Below are 19,271 nucleotides of genomic sequence, written 5' to 3'. Positions count from 1 at the left end.
ATATTTCAATAGCCTGGACGGCAGGCCAGAATAGCTGGTCTACCCCCTTTACTTGCCCTTCGAGGTAACCATGACCAGACCAGCCCAAGCCCTAGACCTGTCGCATCTTTGGATGCCGTTTACTGCCAACCGCAAGTTCAAACAGCAGCCGCGCCTGCTGGCCAAGGCCAAGGGCATGTATTACACGGCCGTGGATGGACACGAGGTGCTGGATGCCACTGCCGGCCTGTGGTGCGTCAATGCAGGCCATGGCCGTCAGGAAATCATCGACGCCATCTCAAAGCAAACGGCCCAGATGGATTACGCTCCCAGCTTTCAGTTGGGTCACGAAGACTCATTCCGGGCGGCCTCGGCGGTAGCCCGCCTGATGCCCGAAGGCGTCGACCGCATCTTCTTCACCAACTCTGGCTCCGAATCCGTAGACACGGCATTGAAGATTGCGCTCGCCTACCACCGGGCGCGTGGCGAAGGCCAGCGCACCCGGCTGATAGGCCGCGAGCGTGGCTACCATGGCGTCGGCTTTGGCGGCATATCAGTGGGCGGCATCTCGCCCAACCGCAAGACTTTCTCCTCCAGCCTGCTGCCTGGGGTGGACCATCTGCCGCATACGCACGACCTGTCGCGCAATGCCCACTCGCGCGGTCAGCCTGCTTACGGCGAGCATTTCGCCGACGAGCTCGAGCGCATCGTTGCCCTGCATGATGCCTCGACCATTGCTGCCGTCATTGTGGAGCCGCTGGCTGGTTCCACAGGCGTCCTGGTGCCGCCCAAGGGCTATCTGGAAAAACTGCGCGCCATTACGGAAAAACACGGCATCTTGCTGATATTCGATGAGGTCATCACGGGTTTCGGCCGCCTGGGCGCCAAGACCGCCAGCGAGTTCTTCGGCGTCACACCCGATTTGCTTACGCTGGCCAAAGGCATCAGCAACGCCAGCGTTCCCGCCGGCGCGGTCGCCGTCAAGCGCGAGATCCATGACACCATCCTGGCCGCCGCAGCAGACGGCATCGAGTTCTTCCACGGCTACACCTATTCCGCCCACCCCCTGGCAACGGCGGCCATGATGGCCACCTTGGAAATCTACGAGCGAGACCAGTTGTTCGAGCGCGCCAAGGGCTTGTCGCCCCTGTTCGAAAACGAGGCACACAAGCTGGAAGATGCGCGCCACGTGATCGACGTGCGCAACCTGGGTCTGGTGGCCGGCATAGAGCTGACCCCGCGACCCGGCGCGCCGGGCGCGCGCGCGGCCGAGGTCTTTGCCAAGTGCTTCGACCAAGGCGTAATGGTGCGCTACACCGGCGACATCATTGCCATATCGCCGCCGCTCATCATTGAAGAAGAGCAAATCCGGCTGATCTTCCAGAAGATTGCCGACATCCTCAAGACCGTCGAATAAATCCGGCGGCACAAAAAAGGCGGCCTGCAATGCAGGCCGCCTTTTTGTCCAGCGTGTTAACGCGTTTACACCGAGGCGAGGTCCTCGGTGTATTCGCTTAAGGGCGGGCAAGAGCACATGAGATTGCGATCGCCATAGGCATTGTCCACCCGTGCCACCGGCGGCCAGTACTTGTTCTGGCGCAAGGACGCCAGGGGATAGCCGGCCTGTTCGCGCGTGTAGTCGTGATGCCAGGCATTCGCCATCAACATCTCGGCCGTATGGGGCGCGTTCTTGAGCACGTTGTCGTCGGCATCGGCAGCGCCGCTTTCGACTTGGGCGATCTCTGCCCGTATCGCGATCATGGCGTCAATAAAGCGGTCCAGTTCGGCCACGCCTTCCGACTCGGTGGGCTCGACCATCAGCGTACCGGGCACCGGAAAGCTCATGGTGGGCGCGTGGAAGCCGTAGTCGACCAGGCGCTTGGCGATGTCTTCGGCCGATATGCCGCAGCTATCCTTGATGGGCCGGATGTCCAGGATGCACTCGTGCGCCACACGGCCATTGTGGCCGGCGTAAAGTATGGGATAGTGCTCGCGCAGCCGGGAAGCAATGTAGTTGGCATTCAAGATGGCCACTTCAGTCGCCTGCAGCAAGCCCTCCGCCCCCATCATCACGATATACAAATACGGAATCGGCAGGATGCTGGCCGAACCATAAGGCGCAGCCGACACTGGTCCGACTGCAGCGCCATTCTGTACCGTGCCGGATTCGCCAACGATAGCCGGCAGGTAAGGCGCCAGGTGCGAGCGTACCGCCACCGGGCCCACACCCGGACCGCCGCCGCCATGGGGAATGCAGAAAGTCTTGTGCAGATTAAGGTGCGAGACGTCCGACCCGAACTTGCCTGGCTGGGCCAGGCCCACCATGGCGTTCATGTTGGCGCCATCCAAATACACCTGACCGCCCGCATCGTGCACCAGCGCACATATTTCGGTAATGGCGGTCTCGAAAACACCATGGGTCGATGGGTAGGTGATCATCAAGGCGGACAGGCGATCTCCCACCTGGGCTATCCGGGCCTTCAGGTCTTCGACGTCGACGTTGCCGTTGCTGTCGGACGCCACTACCACGACATCCATGCCTGCCAATTGCGCAGAGGCGGGATTGGTGCCGTGAGCCGAGGCTGGAATCAGACATACATTACGCTGCTCCTGACCCTGGTCGCGGTGATAGGCACGTATGGCCAGCAGGCCCGCGTACTCGCCCTGCGCGCCCGAGTTGGGCTGCAGGCTGATGGAATCGTAGCCGGTGATCTCGCACAGGGCCGCCGACAGGCGATCGATAAGCTCCTGGTAGCCAGCGCTTTGCGATGCCGGTGCAAAGGGGTGCATATTGCCGAACTCGGGCCAGGTGATGGGTATCATCTCGGCGGTGGCGTTCAGCTTCATGGTGCACGAACCCAGCGGGATCATCGTGCGATCCAGCGCCAGGTCCTTGTCGGCCAGGCTGCGCAGATAACGCAGCATGTCCGTCTCGGACTGGATACGCGAAAAAATCGGGTGGGAAAGGATTGCCGACTGGCGCAGCAGCGATACTGGCAGACCGTGGGCGGCAGGCGTGGGATGCGTAGCCGTCGCGTCCCAGGCTTTACCGGTACCCAGCGCGAACACCTGCAGCAAGGCGTGAACGTCTTCAGGGGTAACGGTCTCGTCCAGCGACACAGCAAGCTGGGTGGCGCTGACGCGGCGCAAGTTCAGGCGCGCCGACTGTGCAGCCAGCACAATCGCGTCGGTACGGCTGCCGGTATCCAGCAGCAAGGTGTCGAAGTAATGCTCGTTGACCACCGCCACGCCCAGTTCGACCAGGCCGCCGCGCAAGAAGGCGGTCAGGTAGGCAACGCGTTCGGCAATGCGGCGTATGCCGGCAGGCCCGTGCCAGACCGCGTACATGCCGGCCATGACCGCCAGCAGAACCTGGGCGGTGCAGATATTGGACGTGGCCTTCTCGCGGCGGATGTGCTGCTCGCGGGTTTGCAGCGCCAGGCGCAAAGCCGGCGCCCCTTGCGCATCTTTGGAAACGCCCACCAGACGGCCCGGCATATTGCGTTTGAAGGCATCCTTGCATGCCATGAAACCCGCATGCGGGCCGCCAAAGCCCAGCGGCACGCCAAAGCGCTGCGCCGAGCCGATGGCGATGTCAGCGCCCCACTCGCCGGGTGGCACCAGCAGCGCGACGGCCAGCAGGTCGGTGGCCACGGCCACCACCGCGCCTTGCGCATGCGCCGCCGCGGTCAGTTCGCGGTAATCGGCCACGCCGCCCAAGCTGTGCGGATATTGCAGCAGCACGCCGAAGCACTCGGGCACGCCTAGCGCCTCGTCGCCCACCACCACCTCTATGCCCAGCCCGCTGGCACGCGTGCGCAGCACTTCCAGCGTTTGCGGGTGGCAGTGCTGCGAAGCAAAGAACACATTACTTTTTGCACGCGAGCCGCGCCGGGCCAGCGTCATGGCTTCGGCCGCCGCCGTGCCTTCGTCCAGCAAAGAAGCATTGGCGATGTCCAGGCCGGTAAGATCAGCCACCATGGTCTGGTAATTAAGCAGCGCCTCGAGCCGCCCCTGCGAGATCTCCGGCTGATATGGGGTGTAGGCCGTATACCACGCCGGGCTTTCCAGGATATTGCGCAGGATTACATTGGGCACGTGAGTGCCGTAGTAGCCCTGGCCGATGTAGTGGCGGAATACCTGGTTGCGACCGGCGATTTCTTTCAGGTCGGCCAGCGCCTGAGGCTCGCTTCGAGCCGCAGGCAGGTTCAGTGCGCCACGCTTCAGTATGCTGGGTGGCACAACTTCCTGCACCAGGCTTTCCAGGGTAGGAGCGCCGATGGCAGCCAGCATGGCTGCCTGGTCGGCTAGCGAGGGCCCAATATGCCGGGGTATGAAATCGGAGTGGGGATCGAGTTCTTGCAACATAATTACCTAAGGGGAAGGTCGCCTAGCCGGCGTTGACCTGAGATTCGTAAGCGGCCGCATCCAGCAAGCCATCGACATCGGCCTCATTGGCCGGACGGATCTTGAAAATCCAGGTGTCGAAGGCGGCCTCGTTAATGAGGTTGGGCTGATCGTTAAGCGCTTCATTGAACGCGACGATTTCACCGTCAACTGGTGCGTAGATATCGGAAGCGGCCTTGACCGATTCCACGACACCGGCGGTATCGCCCGCAGACAGCACGCTGCCCGGGTTCACGTCGCCGACGAACACCATGTCGCCCAGTTGGTCCTGAGCGCTATCGGTAATGCCGACCACCAGCAGGTCGTCCTCGACCTTCACCCATTCGTGCGTGGCCGTGTATTTGCGATCGTTAGGAAGATTCATTTTTTTACCCCGTATGGAAGAGACGTTCGGATGATCATGACGCGTCAGGCAATGACTTTGCCGTTGCGCACGAAAGGCATTTTTACCACTTCAGCCGGCAACCATTTGCCGCGAATTTCAACTTCCACTTGCTCGCCCGGTGCCACACCGACCGGCACGCGCGCCACGCCGATGGAAACACCCATGGTGGGCGACATGGAACCGCTGGTCAGCTCGCCCTCGCCCTTGGATGTGCGCAGTTTCATGTGACCGCGCATCACGCCGCGCTCCAGCAGCTTGATGCCGACCAGCGTGCGATCGGCCGGCGTGCTTTCCAGCGCCTTGCGTCCGATGAACTGGCGATCGGGGTCTTTCAGCGACACCGTCCATGCCAGGCCAGAGATCAAGGGGTTGACCTGCTCGTCCATTTCCTGACCGTATAGATTCATGCCCGCCTCCAGGCGCAGCGTGTCGCGCGCGCCCAGGCCGCAAGGCCGCACGCCCTGCTGGACGAGGTCCTGCCATAAAACCACCACCTGCGTGGCGGGCAGGACGATCTCAAAGCCATCCTCGCCGGTATAGCCAGTGCGCGCCACCAGGATATCGTCGTCGACGAAAGCGCCGGTGAATGGCGCCAGGGCGTGGGTGGCCACCTCCCAGGCCGGGCGAGCGGCCCACACACGCTCGCGCGCAGCAGGGCCTTGCACGGCCACCATTGCGAGGTCGCGGCGCGGCGTCACACCCACATTGAAACCCTGCGACTGCGCCACCTTGTTCATCCAGGCCACGTCTTTCTCGGCCGTGCCGGCATTGACCACCACGCGCCATTGATCGGATGCGAAGAAATAAACGATAAGGTCGTCCATGACGCCGCCGTCTTCATTCAGCATGCATGAATACAAAGCCTTGCCGGGGACGCTTAGCTTGGCAACATCGTTGGCCAGCAGGTGCTGCAGATAGCGCTCGGCATCCGGCCCATCGATATCGACGTTCAGCATGTGCGACACATCAAACATGCCGGCGTCTTTGCGCACCGCATGATGCTCTTCCAACTGCGAGCCGTAGGCGACGGGCATATCCCAACCGCCGAAGTCGACCATTTTGGCGCCGGATTCAAGGTGTACCGCATGCAGGGGGGTGTGCTTTAAGGCAGAAGACACGGGAGACTCCACAAAACAGAATAAAAAGGACGGCGACCATCATTATGCTGGCCGGCATCGCCCTTCTGTCCTTTTGCCTGAGAGTTGACCCGCACAAGCGGGCATTCACCTTCGGCGCCCGTATGCGGCCCAGGGGGCGTACGAGTCTCTCCAGATTGCTGCCCTGCGCCGTGTGGCTGGTGCGCAATACAAGAGAGGTACGGGGTGCCTGAGCGATTCTGGGCGAATTGCGCCTTCGGCGGTCGATAAACGACGCTCTCCCACTCTGTGTAGTGACAGCAGCCGCAAAGAATAACGCGAAAGCGCCCGCGCCACAAATCAAATCGAAGGTTTCCGCCGGTATTAGGCGGCGGTCAGCGCGCGCCCGCAAGCCGCACCCGATGCCCAGGCCCACTGGAAGTTATAGCCGCCCAGCCAGCCGGTTACATCCACGGCTTCGCCAACAATATATAGCCCAGGCACCGCCTTCACCTGCATGGTCTTCTGATCCAGGTTGCGGGTGTCCACCCCGCCCCGCATCACCTCGGCTTTCTTGTAGCCTGCAGTGCCATTGGGCGTCAGCGACCAGCGATGTATTTGCTGAGCAAGCTGGCGCAAGACTTTGTCCGGCACATCGGCCAGGCGCTGCGCTGCCAGGTTCTGACCGCCGGGTTCCACATTGGCCAGCCATTGCTCGGCCAGGCGACGCGGCCACAGCCCCGACAATACGGTACCCAACTGCTGCCTGCTACCCACCTTGGCGGCCAAAAGCTCAGGCTCCAGGTCTTGCTGCGGAGCCAGGTCGATGGACAGCGGCGTGCCCGGTTCCCAATAACTGGATATCTGCAGGATGGCCGGCCCGGACAGCCCGCGATGGGTAAACAAGAGGTCTTCGAGAAACTCGGTTTGCTTCGCCTTGCCCTTGCCCGCAGCCGATGGGGCCTGCGCGCTTGCGCCCCCGCTGCGCACCACCACCTCCATGGCTACGCCGCTAAGCGCGGCGAAAGGCTGCCAGGCTTGCGCATCGAAAGTCAGAGGAACCAGCGCAGGACGCGGCTCGACCACTTTCAAACCGAACTGGCGCGCCACCTTGAGGGAAAAGTCAGTGGCTCCCAGTTGCGGGATGGCCATGCCGCCGGTTGCCAGAACCAGCTGGCGCGCCGTGATCTTGCCCTGCCCACTGTGCAGCACATAACTGCCCTGCTCCAGGGCCACCGAGTCCACCGTATGGGGCATCCGCCAAGTAACGCGTCCCCGGTCACATTCGCACCGCAGCATCTCGATGATCTGCTCGCTGGACTCGTCGCAAAACAATTGACCGCGGTGCTTTTCGTGCCAGGCGATGCCATGGCGTTCCACCAGATCAATGAAGTCGCGCGGCGTGTAGGCTGCCAGCGCCGAGCGACAGAAATTGGGATTCTGCGAAATGAAATTGGCCGGTGTGGTGCCGATATTGGTGAAGTTGCAGCGGCCACCGCCCGAGATGCGGATCTTCTCGGCCAGCTTGGCGGCATGATCGATCAGCACCACGTGCAAGCCGCGCTGGCCGGCAAGGGCGGCGGCCATCATTCCGGCCGCCCCTGCACCGATTACTGCAACATCGAAGATCTTCGGAGCCAAAGGCGCTAGTCTTCCTTGATGCAGTCGACGTAGTAGCGTTCCCGCCCATCGTCGTCGACGTCCTGCGCCAAACCGTGCACGTAAGTTTCAAAGCCCGGGAAGGTGGCATTGAACTCGCGCGCGAACTGCAGGTAGTGAACGATGCGCTGGTTAAAGCGTTCGCCTGGAATCAGCAGCGGTATGCCGGGTGGGTAGGGCGTGAGCAGCACGCCGGTTACCCGCCCCTCCAGTTCGTCGATGCCGACACGCTGGGTGTCGCGGTGGGCCATCTTGGCGTAGGCATCGGACGGCTTCATGGCCGGAATCATGTCGCTCAGGTAGACCTCGGTGGTCAGGCGTGCCAGGTCGTACTTTTTATAGGTCTGGTGAATCTGCTGGCACAGGTCACGCAAACCCATTTTTTCGTAGCGACGGTGTATCTTGCAGAAGTCCGGCAAGATGCGCCAGAGCGGCTGGTTACGATCGTAGTCGTCCTTGAACTGCTGCAAGGCCGTCAACAAGGTATTCCAGCGGCCCTTGGTAATGCCGATGGTAAACAGGATGAAGAAGGAATACAGGCCGGTCTTTTCGATGACCACGCCATGTTCGGCCAGGTACTTGGACACCAGCGCCGCAGGGATGCCGGTTTCGCCAAACGTGCCCGATATATCCAGCCCCGGCGTGACGACCGTTGCCTTGATGGGGTCCAGCATGTTGAAGCCTTCCGCCAGGTCGCCGAAGCCGTGCCATTCGTCGCCCGACTCGAGGATCCAGTCGTCGCGATGGCCGATGCCGTCGGCTGCCAGACGATTAGGCCCCCACACCTTGAACCACCAGTCGTTCTTGCCGAACTCGGACTCGACCTTGCGCATGGCGCGGCGAAAATCCATGGCTTCCGAGATGCTCTCTTCCACCAATGCGGTGCCGCCCGGTGGCTCCATCATGGCCGCCGCGACATCACAGGACGCAATAATGGCGTACTGCGGCGAGGTGGAGGTGTGCATCAAATAGGCTTCATTGAAGACGTTGCGGTCCAGCTTGCGCGTCTCGGAATCCTGCACAACAATTTGCGAGGCTTGCGACAAGCCCGCCAGCAGCTTGTGTGTAGAGTGCGTGGCAAACACCATGGCATCCTTGCTGCGCGGCCGGTTCTCGCCGATGGCATGCATGTCTTTGTAGAACTCGTGGAAGGCGGCATGCGGCAACCAGGCTTCATCAAAGTGCAGGGTGTCGATGTCCGAGCCCAGGGTCTCTTTGATCATTTCGACGTTGTAGCAAACGCCGTCGTAGGTGCTTTGGGTAAGCGTCAGGATGCGAGGACGCTTGTTCTTGGCATTGCGTGCAAACGGATTGGCTTCGATCTTGCGCAAAATATTATCCGCATGGAACTCTTCCAGCGGTATCGGCCCGATGATGCCCAGGTGGTTGCGAGTAGGACGCAGGAAGACGGGAATCGCGCCCGTCATGGTAATGGCGTGCAGTATGGACTTATGGCAGTTGCGATCCACCACGACCACGTCGTCGGACGCCACGTTGGCATGCCAGACAATCTTGTTGGACGTGGACGTGCCATTGGTCACGAAGAAACAATGGTCGGCATGGAAAATACGCGCGGCGTTCAGCTCGGACTCGGCCACCGGGCCGGTATGATCCAGCAACTGGCCCAGCTCGTCCACCGCATTGCAGACGTCGGCGCGCAACATGTTTTCGCCGAAGAACTGATGAAACATCTGCCCCACCGGGCTTTTCAAGAACGCCACGCCGCCCGAGTGCCCGGGGCAGTGCCACGAGTACGAGCCATCGGAGGCATACTTGACCAGCTCACGGAAAAACGGGGGCGCCAGGCCATCCAGGTAAGAGCGCGCTTCGCGGATAATGTGCCGAGCCACGAACTCGGGCGTGTCTTCAAACATGTGAATGAAGCCGTGCAGCTCGCGCAGGATATCGTTGGGGATATGCTGCGAGGTGCGCGTTTCGCCATACAGGTAGATGGGGATTTCTTCATTGCGAAAACGCAGTTCGCCGATGAAGGCACGCAAGTTCTTGATGGCGTTGGCCACGTCTTCGGGCGAGTCGACGTCGAATTCCTCGTCGTCGATCGACAGAATGAAGGCGCTTGCCCGACTTTGCTGCTGGGCGAAAGAGCTCAGGTCGCCGTAGCTGGTAACGCCCAGCACCTCGACGCCTTCGGCCTCGATGGCCGAGGCCAGTGCACGTATGCCAAAGCCCGATGCATTCTCGGAGCGATAATCTTCATCGATGATGACGATGGGAAAACGAAATTTCATTTGCTGCTCCAGCTAGGTACGCGGCAAGGTAACGCCGCGTTGGCCCTGATATTTGCCGCCCCGATCGCGGTAGGAAACTTCGCATTCCTCGTCGCTTTCAAAGAACAACATCTGCGCGCAACCTTCGCCGGCGTAAATCTTGGCCGGCAAAGGCGTGGTGTTGGAAAATTCCAGCGTAACGTGGCCTTCCCATTCGGGTTCCAGTGGCGTTACGTTGACGATGATGCCGCAGCGGGCATAGGTGCTTTTGCCCAGGCATATGGTCAGCACGCTGCGCGGAATACGAAAATATTCTACGGTGCGGGCCAAGGCAAATGAGTTGGGCGGAATAATGCACACGTCACCGTGGAAGTCCACAAAGGACTTTTCGTCGAATGCCTTGGGATCGACGATGGTGGAATTGATGTTGGTAAAAATCTTGAACTCGTTCGCGCAGCGCACGTCGTAGCCGTAGCTGCTGGTGCCATAGCTTACGATGCGTTTGCCATCGACCGAGCGAACCTGGCCCGGCTCGAAAGGTTCTATCATCCCGCCTTCGGAAGCGGTCCGAATCCACCTGTCATTCTTTATGCTCATAGCCCTAACCTTATAACATTGGCGCGTATTTTATCCCCCTGTGCGCTCGCGCGCCGTCCAGGGCCACAAAAAGATCAATCGCGTGAAAACCAGCGGTAAACCAGTGCCAAGCCATTGACCGTACCTGCCGTCAGTTCGGCAGTCAGGCCCCGGGCCAAACGATAGCTGATACGGCCTACGGTGCCCGTATCGGCCAAAGCTTGCTGGACGCTGACCGTAAAGCCGCGGGACAACGATTTGCTGACGTTGACGAAGCGGCGCTCGATATCGCTGGTGCCGCTGTCCAGGCCGCTGACCACGCTTTCGGCCGGCAATATACTGCCCGCCGCGCCCAGGTCGCCAGAGCGCATGCTGACTTCGTCGATACCGAACTTGCGGTAGAACGGTTCACCGCTGCCCAGGAACGAGGTGCCCACCGAGAACAGCAATCCGATATCGCCCCCAGAGTCGTTGGGGCCATGCCCCAGCAGCAGCCACGAAAGCTTCTCGATCTCGCTGACCGCGGGATACGACACCAGATCAATACGCGGGCGCTTTGCCGTGCCGGCGACTTTTACCCCGGCTTCCACGGCCAATCCGGTGCGCAAGGCCTCGATATCCAGGACGGGGCTGGCAATGTCGCCCTGGAAGGTGATGGTACCGCGCCGCAGCTGCAGGCGCTGGCCATAGGCTTCGATGGCGCCGCCGCGAGTGCGCAAGGCTCCCACCGCCGTCAGCTTGCCTCCCGTCATCATGATATGAAGGCTGCCCACCAGTCCGGAGTTGACTCCATAGCCCGTCAGATAAAAGCGCGGCCCCAGATCCACAGTGAGGTCCATGGAAACATCCATGGGCGTCTGGACCTCGCGCTGCACATCGCCCGGCCGGATCACCACCACATCACCGTCCACAGTCGGAACGCTGCTCAACATGTCCAGATCGATCCATCCCGCGTCGGCCACGATCTCGCCCTTGATGGCGATGCGCGGCAGTTCGGCCGCCAGGCGCAGCGTGCCGCTGACCATGGCGTAGCGATCAGAGCGCTGCACGATGGGGTAGCGATGCAGCACCATATCGACCACCCCTGTCGATTCGAACAAATTCCAATCGCCGGTCAGTGTCAGGCTGCCGCCCTTCGCATCAGGATTGCTGCTGACCCATTCGGCCGTGCGCCATTCCTGCGGTGTTACTCGCAACAAGGCCGGGAAGCGCAGCTCGTCCAGGATCAGGCGCTCGCCATCCAGGCGCGCCGACAGCGTGCCATCCAACAGCCGTACGCCATCGTCGATGCGGATCACGCGGATGCCCTTGCCCTTGATATCGCCGCTGCTGTTCCAGGTGCCGTCGGGGCGGCTCTGCAGCCGCACGGCAGCCTGCACCTCACCGCCCAGCTCCATGGTGTCGTCCAGGAACAGGCTGGTCCAGCCCAGGTCGCGGATGTTGGCGTCTATATCGACCGTCTTGGCGTCCCGCGGCTCCAGATACAGGCCGCCACCTGCGGTGGCATGCAGCAGGGTACTGGCAGTGGCGGACGCCTGGCCCATGCGCTCGGTATCCAGTTTCAGTAGTGCCGTGATCTTGCTCGTTGCCGCGCCCGCGGCGACGGCTTCGATATCCAGGCCAAGGGTGCGCAAGCCCAGGGGGAAGGCCGGCTCTGCGGGCACCATGACATCGCCCGAGACATGATCTATGCCCACCCGCCCCGTCAAGGCGCCGGCGAATTTCAGGTTCCAGTCCACAGCCAGGACGATGGCGGACACGTCCTTGCCCTGGTCCGCCATGATCTTTACGCCGCCGCGTTCCTTTTCATCATCGAACTGCGGGTCCAACCTGGCACGCAGTTGCTTCACCAAGCGGGGCGAAAGCGGCAGTTGCGCAATGGCGCCTTCGGTTTCCCAGCGGCCGGCCCCGCCGCGCGAACCGCGGTGGTTCAAGGTAAACAAAGGCTGCTCAGACAATTCTGCCTGCAGCGTCGTGGCGCCCACCTGCCATTGCCACTGCGGCGCCTGCGCGCCCGGCAGGAAGCTCACCTGTACCGGCGCGCCCGTATTGGCGCCCAGTCCCGCATGCTCGAGCTCCAACTGCTGGACCGTACCGCGCCAGCCTTCCTGGGTAGCTTGTTCGCCACTGCCCAGCCCCCAGCCGCCATCCAGCACGACATGCACACTGGCCGGCGCGCTGCCAACCTTTTGCGGCGTGCTGTCGGCTGGCACATATTCCGCACGCAGGTCGGCCCGGTGCTGCGCCAGCGTACCCGATGCTTTCCCGCTAAGCTGGGCCGATCCGGCAAGATCGGGCCAGAATGCAGCCAGTACCGGCGCAGACAGATCAAGCACTATGGCACTGTCGGCAGCACCCAGCGCCCCGCTGGCCTTCAAATGGTTCTTGCCCAGCGTCAGGTCCATGTCGATCGCCGCCAGTTGCAAGCCGCGCCACCACTCGACTGCCTGCGCATTGGCCACTTGAGTCTTCAAATGACCCGCCAGCGGCTGCTCGTTCCAGCGCGAGCCTTCGGCAACGGCCAGCGCAATATCGGCGGACTCCAACACGCTGTGATCGCGCAAGCGCACATCAAAATCGGCGTCCATCGTGAGGACGGCTGGCGGTATGGCTGCACCCACCAACTGGCCCACGTTAAGCTTTTCCATCCGCAAGCTGCCCACCACGTGGTCCTGCACCAGGGCATCCGGCAAGGTGGTGGACCAGTCCAGCTTGCCTTGCAGCGACGAACCATCGGCCAGGTTCAGCGCCACCACGGCATCCTTAAGCGGGAAGCCGGCCTGGGGCGTAAGGTGCAGTTCGGCGTCCAGGCTCATGCCCTGGCCCGCGCCGTTCAATAACACATGCAGATTATCCAGATTGCCATCCAGCTGCGTATCGATCTCCAAGGTGCATGGTGCGGCCGTTTCATCGATCGGCAAAGTCGCCAGATAGCGCCGCGCACACAGGGGCGAGTCTTCCGTCACCCCGGTGGCCTTGGTCGTCAGCCTTCCCTGCAGTGGCCATGGCTCGCGCAGGGCCAGCAGTTTCAATTCGCCTTCCAGCGTGACTTGCATCGCTTCGTGTTCCAGCTCTGCAGTTTGCAAAACGAGTTGCCCGCCCGCTTCGTCCACGCTGACCGCCGTGACCAGGTCGTGCAGCCGCATCGGCAGCGCCACACCGTCCTGGCTAAGCTGAAGCTCACCCAACGCCAGCCTGTCCACCGCCACCTGCACCGGCAGTGCGGGAATCTGGAAAGGTTCTGAGGGGCTGTCGTCTTCCGGACCGGACAACAGGTTCACGCTGGCGGAGTTTGCCGACAGCTCCGCAATATGCAGGCGCGTGTCGAAAAGCTCACGCCAGTTGGCGCGCAGGTAAATGCCACGCATATCGACCTCTGCCGTGGGCAGCGATATCGACAAGCTATCGACCCGCACGCCTTCCCAGATCGTGCCCGATATGCCCGCGACGCGGCCATCCAGTTGCTCGGCCGCCGTGATCAAGGCCCAGCGGGTGCCGGCCTGCGTGTCCAGCACCCAGTACGAGAAACCGGACAGCACCATGACCAGCAGAATAATCAGCGGGCCAACCCAGACCAACAGTCGACGCAAGAAGCCCAGCAGCATGCTCAAAACGCAATACCCAAAGAGAAGTGCAGACGCAGGCGCTTGTCGCGTTGGCCATAGGCCACGTCGACAAAGAAGGGGCCGGCCGGGGTGCGCACCGCCATCCCCACGCCATAGCCCAGGGCGAAATCCATGGCGGCGAAAGACGCTGCGGCATCGCCGGCATCGACAAAGAAGTTCATGCCCAGCATATCGGTGAAATAGTGTGTGTATTCAACACTGGCCACTGCCAGGGCCGGCGCACCCACGATGGCCTCGCCGCGCGGCAGCCCTATGCTTTGATACTTGTAGCCGCGTATGGAGCGCGCCCCGCCGGTACGATAGCCAAAATCCTGTGGCAAGCGGTCGGTGTTGGACCATACCTTGCCCACTTCGGCTCGCAAGGTCAATACATCGCGGTCGCCCACCGGCCACCACTGCTGCGCGCGCAAGCTGCTGCGATAGAAAGGCTCGCGCTTGTCCAGCGTAACGCCCGCCCCCACCCCGAAGTCCAACAGATGGCCCTCGCGCGGATCGTACTTGCTGTCCACATCGCGTCGCAACCACTGCCAGGTGCCCACCAGTGTCGGCACCTCAAAACCGGGGGCGCCCGCAATGCGCGTCTTGTCGTGAGCGGCTATCAGGCCCCATTGCGTTTCGTATTCGACCCGGCTGTCGCCAGCCGCCTTGCGCTGCTGATGCCGCTTCCAGCCCAGGCCCACCCTTCTGTTGTCCAGACCTTCAATATCGGAATGCTCATACAGCACGCCGACGCTGTCGTGGTAGCCGCTGCGGGTCGGAGGCAGATGTACGTCAAAGAAAGCGCGCTCGCGGTTCTTGTCGATACCCGCGCCGGTCTCTATCCACACAGGCTGGCCAAACACGACATTTTGCCGATACAGGCCCTCCAGCCGCAGGCCGTGGTCGCTGTCCACGCCGATGGATGTCGTCACGCGCCGCGCGGGGGCCTCCGAGACCTGCACCCGCACGGGCAACTCGACGTCGCCATTGGGCAGCACCTTCTGTTCAGATTCGTCTTGATTCAGCGTGACAAAGGCGCCGCGGAAAAACGCCGTCGCCTGCAGGCCTTGCTGCCATTCATCCAGCAAATCCTGGTCGTAGGGATCGCCGGGCGTGTACTGGACATAGCGGTGAATCAGCTTGGGGGGCACCCGCTTCAAGCCCACCAACTGCACTTCTCCGAGACGCACACGCGGCCCGCTGTCGACCTCTACCAGCAGGTCGGCCTGCGCATCGGCGGCCCGTACCGTGGCCTGCGTGTGTGTCAGGCGTGCAAAATAAAAATCCTGACGACTGATATCGTCCAGCAATGTCGACTTGGCCCTGTTCCAGGACTCGTTGATAAAGGGCATGTCTTTGTTCAGCGGCCACTGATCCTTCAGCGCTGCGACTCGCCCCGTGAACTCCGGTTCGGCAACCCGCCCCTTGAAATGCAGGTCGACCTGGTCGACATGGGTGAGCTTGCCGGGTTCGATAATGATGTCCCAGGTCTCGCCGGCAAAGTCCTCACCTACTTCCAATGTCACTGTAGGCGAATAATATCCCTGCGTTTCCAGGGCCGACAATGTCGCCTCGTAAGCGCGTCGACGCAAGCGGGTAAGTTCTCCGCCATCCTGGTCTTCGGCCAGGCGCGTAATGGCGTCGACGGCACCAATGATGGACTGCAGGGCTTCAGGCGGCACGCCCCCCGGGTCGATAATGACCTCGGGCGGCGCAGCGCCGGCTTTGGAGGCCAGGCTGCATAAAATCATCAAACAGACGAGGCCAGTGCGCATGCGCTCAGGTCTTCCGCGCCACGACCGTGGGCGCCTTGCCCGACATGTCCAGTGGCAAGGCCGCCACTTGAGCGGCGAGCTTGCGGGCAATTTCCAGGTAGGCCCGAGCAGCATCGCCATCGGGGTCGGCGACCACCGTAGGGGTGCCAGAGTCGGTTTGCTCGCGGATGCTTAATTGCAGCGGCAGCGCTCCCAGCCATGGCACCTTGAACTCGTCCGACATCCTGCGCCCGCCGTTTTCGCCGAATATCGGCTCGGCGTGGCCGCAGTTCGAACACACATGCACCGACATGTTCTCCACGATGCCCAACACCGGAACATGGACTTTTTCGAACATACGCAAGCCCTTGCGCGCATCGGCCAATGCCAGGTCTTGAGGCGTGGTCACGATGATGGCGCCGGTAAGGGGCACTTTTTGTGCCATGGTCAGGGCGATGTCGCCTGTACCGGGTGGCATGTCGACGATCAGATAGTCCAGATCGTTCCAGTTGGTCTGCGTAAGCAGTTGCGTAAGCGCCTGGGTAACCATGGGGCCCCGCCAAATAGCAGGGGCGTCTTCGTCGATAAGAAAACCTATGGAGTTCGCCTGCAAGCCATGTCCTACCAGGGGCTGCATGGTCTTGCCGTCCAGGCTTTTGGGCTTGCCCGACAGACCCAGCATGATGGGCACGCTGGGGCCGTAGATATCGGCGTCCAGCAAACCTACGCTGGCGCCCAGGCTGGACAGCGCCAGGGCCAGGTTGACGGAAGTCGTGCTTTTCCCGACGCCCCCCTTGCCCGAGGCCACCGCAATAATATTACGCACATTGGCCATAGGCTTAAGGCCGGGCTGGACAGCATGGGTCGCTATATTAGTATTCATGTACAGTTCTTCAAAAGACGGCATTGTGTAATGGGTAGCCGGAGGGTACAGTGGTATTTACGTACTCGGCCCCTCAAGAATAGCGGATCACCGGGTCCAGGGAATTATTTCCCCTATTAGGGGTCTACGTAATCATATGAATACATTTAATCAAATTATCCGTGGCATCCTCTTTCTTGTCCTGGCCGTTTTCGGCATGGCGATGGCCCTGATCTTCATGGTGTCTACCGCTATTGCGGTCGCCATCCTGTATGTGGTGGCTCGCATCAAGGGTCGCCCATTCGGGGTAAAGGCTTACTGGGAAGAGCGCCGCGCATCCACCGGCTCGAAAACAGTCTTTAAAAACAAAGACGTAACCGACATCGAGATGCGCGAGATCCCTTAGGTCGGGGCCACTAACAGCAGCTTGGTCCTCAGATACGCCGCTGGTGCGGTGCCGTCAGCCCTCGGCAAGAACCGCTAACCAAACTTAACACTTGCTCACTGACTGCCATGTTGGCCTTCAACATGGGGTTAGGCTTGCGCGGCGCGCCCCGCTTGTTTTGATTCGGCCTGCTATCCTGGGTCGTTCTGCATAATCCCCGCGAAAGCCCTAAAATCAGCCCTTGCTTCTGATTTTTCACTCTTTTCTCTTCCCCCTATACATGTCGCGCACGATTTTTGTTACCACCGCCCTGCCCTACGCCAATGGATCTTTTCACATTGGCCACATCATGGAATACATCCAGGCTGATATCTGGGTGCGCTCGATGCGCATGGCCGGGCACACGGTACATTTCGTCGGCGCCGACGACGCGCACGGCGCGCCCATCATGTTGAAGGCGGAAAGCGAAGGCATCACGCCGCAAGAGCTCGTCGCCCGATACGCCAACGAGCGGCCGCAATACCTGAACGGTTTTCACATCCGTTTTGATCACTGGCACTCGACCGATACACCCGAAAACGTCAGCTTGTCGCAAGATATTTACCGCCGCCTGAAGGCCGCCGGCTTCATCGACATGCGCACCATCGAGCAGTTTTACGATCCGGTCAAAGGCATGTTCCTGCCTGACCGCTATATCAAGGGCGAGTGCCCGACCTGCCACGCCAAGGAACAATACGGCGATTCGTGTGAATCCTGCGGGGCCGTGTATGCGCCTACCGAACTGATCGACCCTTACTCTACGCTGTCCAAAGCACGACCTGTACTGAAGGAATCCGAACATTTCTTCTTCAGGCTTTCCGACCCGCGCTGCGTCCAGTTTCTGCAAGAATGGACCACCGGCAGCAATGCCAGCGGCAACAAGCGTTTGCAGTCCGAAGTGCTGGCCAAGACACGCGAATGGCTGGGCACCGGCACGGCCGACAGCGAAGCCAGCCTGAACGACTGGGATATTTCGCGCGATGAGCCCTACTTCGGCATCCCCATACCGGACGCACCGGGCAAATTCTTTTATGTGTGGCTGGACGCGCCCGTGGGCTACCTGGCCTCGCTCAAGGCCTATTGCGACAAGCAGGGTATAGATTTTGACGCCTTGCTTGCCCCAGACAGCGACACCGAGCAGATGCACTTCATCGGCAAGGACATCGTGTACTTCCACGCCCTGTTCTGGCCCGCCATGCTGAAGTTCTCCGGCCGCAAGACGCCCGACGCCCTGCACGTACACGGCTTCATTACCGTCAGCGGCGAGAAAATGTCCAAGAGCCGAGGCACGGGGATCTCGCCCTTGCGCTACCTGGATATCGGCATGAATCCCGAGTGGATGCGCTATTACATTGCCGCCAAGTTGAACTCCCACGTGGAAGACCTGGACTTCAACCCGGACGACTTCGTTGCGCGCGTCAACAGCGACCTTATCGGCAAGTACGTCAACATCGCCAGCCGGGCTGCAAACTTCATCAGCAAGCATTTTGACGGCCAGCTGGCATACCAGGGCGACACCGCTGCCCTGCAGGCCGAGCTGCAACAGGTTACCGACAAGGTGCGTGCCGACTTTGAAAGTCGCGAATACGGTCGCGCCATCCGTCAGATCATGGCGCATGCCGACCACATCAACCAGGCCTTCGACACCGCCCAGCCATGGATCATGGCCAAGGGCATCGCCACTGCCACTGACGAGCAGAAGCAAGCGCTGCAAAACGTCTGCTCGCGCGCCCTGGCCGGATTCAAGGCCTTGTCCGTCATGCTGGCACCGGTTCTTCCGGCGCTGACCGACCAGGTGGCCCGCGAACTATTCGGCGCATCGGACGCCTTCGTGTGGGCTGATGCCAGCCAACTGCCGGTAAGCATCGCCCCCTTCAAGCACCTGATGCAACGTGTGGAGCCGAAAATGCTGGACGATCTGTTCGAACCACCCGCCGAGCCCGTGGTCACCCCGGGCGGCGAGCCCATCGCCGACACTATCGATATCAAGGACTTCGGCAAGATAGACCTGCGCATCGCGCAAATCGTCGATTGCCAGGAAGTCGAAGGCTCCGACAAGTTGCTGCGCCTGTCGCTGGATGTGGGCGAAGGCCGGCACCGTCAGGTGTTCTCCGGCATCAAGTCCAGCTACGCACCGGCCGACCTCGTCGGCAAGCTGACTGTCCTGGTGGCCAACCTGGCACCGCGCAAGATGCGCTTCGGCATTTCGGAGGGCATGGTGCTGGCCGCCAGCCACAACGACGAGAAGACCGACGCCGGCATCTACATACTTGAGCCATGGCCGGGCGCCCAGCCCGGCATGCGCATCAGCTAGGC

Annotated in this window: 11 protein-coding genes, 1 pseudogene and 2 riboswitches; of the genes and pseudogenes, 3 read left to right on the top strand and 9 right to left on the bottom strand. The window is 61.3% G+C overall.

Translation table 11 applies throughout. The features are described from left to right. Window positions 1-70: 70 nt before the first annotated feature. On the top strand, window positions 71-1,396 hold the full coding sequence (locus tag CKA81_RS00440; RefSeq protein WP_128353527.1) for an aspartate aminotransferase family protein: 1,326 nt from the start codon (window positions 71-73) through the stop codon (window positions 1,394-1,396). Between the two features lie 65 nt (window positions 1,397-1,461). Here the strand turns inward: CKA81_RS00440 and gcvP are convergent, their stop codons facing one another. The 9 genes and pseudogenes from gcvP to apbC all read right to left on the bottom strand — a co-directional run. Beyond that, window positions 1,462-4,347 carry an aminomethyl-transferring glycine dehydrogenase gene (gene gcvP, locus CKA81_RS00435; RefSeq protein WP_128353526.1) on the bottom strand — a complete coding sequence of 962 codons (2,886 nt, stop codon included), beginning with the start codon at window positions 4,345-4,347 and terminating at the stop codon, window positions 1,462-1,464. 22 nt (window positions 4,348-4,369) lie between these two features. Then, entirely contained in the window at window positions 4,370-4,750 is a 381-nt protein-coding gene (gene gcvH / locus CKA81_RS00430) for a glycine cleavage system protein GcvH (protein ID WP_128353525.1), read from the bottom strand. 44 nt (window positions 4,751-4,794) lie between these two features. After that, the gene (gene gcvT, locus CKA81_RS00425) at window positions 4,795-5,889 is read right to left on the bottom strand and encodes a glycine cleavage system aminomethyltransferase GcvT (protein WP_128353524.1); all 1,095 of its coding nucleotides are present in this window, start codon (window positions 5,887-5,889) and stop codon (window positions 4,795-4,797) included. A 55-nt stretch (window positions 5,890-5,944) separates the two neighbouring features. Next, window positions 5,945-6,053, bottom strand: a riboswitch (glycine riboswitch). 21 nt (window positions 6,054-6,074) lie between these two features. Further along, a riboswitch (glycine riboswitch) is annotated at window positions 6,075-6,162 on the bottom strand. Window positions 6,163-6,231: 69 nt separating this feature from the next. Continuing rightward, complete coding sequence (locus CKA81_RS00420) at window positions 6,232-7,437, bottom strand: BaiN/RdsA family NAD(P)/FAD-dependent oxidoreductase (RefSeq protein ID WP_237183426.1); 1,206 nt, start codon at window positions 7,435-7,437, stop codon at window positions 6,232-6,234. A 56-nt stretch (window positions 7,438-7,493) separates the two neighbouring features. Beyond that, complete coding sequence (locus CKA81_RS00415; RefSeq protein ID WP_128353523.1) at window positions 7,494-9,755, bottom strand: arginine/lysine/ornithine decarboxylase; 2,262 nt, start codon at window positions 9,753-9,755, stop codon at window positions 7,494-7,496. A gap of 12 nt (window positions 9,756-9,767) precedes the next feature. After that, a complete protein-coding gene (dcd, locus tag CKA81_RS00410) occupies window positions 9,768-10,331 on the bottom strand; it encodes a dCTP deaminase (RefSeq protein ID WP_128353522.1) in 564 nt (187 codons plus the stop codon). A 74-nt stretch (window positions 10,332-10,405) separates the two neighbouring features. Then, window positions 10,406-13,915: a translocation/assembly module TamB domain-containing protein gene (locus CKA81_RS00405; RefSeq protein ID WP_228255869.1), complete on the bottom strand. Its 3,510-nt coding sequence runs from the start codon at window positions 13,913-13,915 to the stop codon at window positions 10,406-10,408. A gap of 2 nt (window positions 13,916-13,917) precedes the next feature. Then, complete coding sequence (locus CKA81_RS00400) at window positions 13,918-15,690, bottom strand: autotransporter assembly complex protein TamA (protein ID WP_128353521.1); 1,773 nt, start codon at window positions 15,688-15,690, stop codon at window positions 13,918-13,920. Between the two features lie 4 nt (window positions 15,691-15,694). Then, a pseudogene (apbC, locus tag CKA81_RS00395) lies at window positions 15,695-16,543 on the bottom strand (iron-sulfur cluster carrier protein ApbC); the annotation flags it as partial. A 145-nt stretch (window positions 16,544-16,688) separates the two neighbouring features. On the opposite strand from apbC, the gene CKA81_RS00390 reads away from it, so the two are divergent. Then, a complete protein-coding gene (locus tag CKA81_RS00390) occupies window positions 16,689-16,937 on the top strand; it encodes a hypothetical protein (RefSeq protein ID WP_128353520.1) in 249 nt (82 codons plus the stop codon). A 259-nt stretch (window positions 16,938-17,196) separates the two neighbouring features. Continuing rightward, window positions 17,197-19,269: a methionine--tRNA ligase gene (metG, locus tag CKA81_RS00385; RefSeq protein WP_128353519.1), complete on the top strand. Its 2,073-nt coding sequence runs from the start codon at window positions 17,197-17,199 to the stop codon at window positions 19,267-19,269. Window positions 19,270-19,271 lie beyond the last annotated feature (2 nt).

Origin of the sequence: Pollutimonas thiosulfatoxidans (assembly GCF_004022565.1) — a bacterium.
GTDB lineage: Bacteria > Pseudomonadota > Gammaproteobacteria > Burkholderiales > Burkholderiaceae_B > Pusillimonas_D > Pusillimonas_D thiosulfatoxidans.
The sequence above is the reverse complement of the archived record's forward strand: the minus strand, read 5'-3'. Positions and strand labels throughout refer to the sequence as shown.

Excerpts from the sequence above, each read along its gene's own strand:
- CKA81_RS00440 (WP_128353527.1), top strand. The coding sequence starts at position 71 with ATGACCAGACCAGCCCAAGCCCTAGACCTGTCGCATCTTTGGATGCCG.
- gcvP (WP_128353526.1), bottom strand. The coding sequence starts at position 4,347 with ATGTTGCAAGAACTCGATCCCCACTCCGATTTCATACCCCGGCATATT.
- gcvH (WP_128353525.1), bottom strand. The coding sequence starts at position 4,750 with ATGAATCTTCCTAACGATCGCAAATACACGGCCACGCACGAATGGGTG.
- CKA81_RS00420 (WP_237183426.1), bottom strand. The coding sequence starts at position 7,437 with ATGATGGCCGCCGCCCTTGCCGGCCAGCGCGGCTTGCACGTGGTGCTG.
- CKA81_RS00415 (WP_128353523.1), bottom strand. The coding sequence starts at position 9,755 with ATGAAATTTCGTTTTCCCATCGTCATCATCGATGAAGATTATCGCTCC.
- dcd (WP_128353522.1), bottom strand. The coding sequence starts at position 10,331 with ATGAGCATAAAGAATGACAGGTGGATTCGGACCGCTTCCGAAGGCGGG.
- CKA81_RS00405 (WP_228255869.1), bottom strand. The coding sequence starts at position 13,915 with ATGCTGCTGGGCTTCTTGCGTCGACTGTTGGTCTGGGTTGGCCCGCTG.
- CKA81_RS00400 (WP_128353521.1), bottom strand. The coding sequence starts at position 15,690 with ATGCGCACTGGCCTCGTCTGTTTGATGATTTTATGCAGCCTGGCCTCC.
- CKA81_RS00390 (WP_128353520.1), top strand. The coding sequence starts at position 16,689 with ATGAATACATTTAATCAAATTATCCGTGGCATCCTCTTTCTTGTCCTG.
- metG (WP_128353519.1), top strand. The coding sequence starts at position 17,197 with ATGTCGCGCACGATTTTTGTTACCACCGCCCTGCCCTACGCCAATGGA.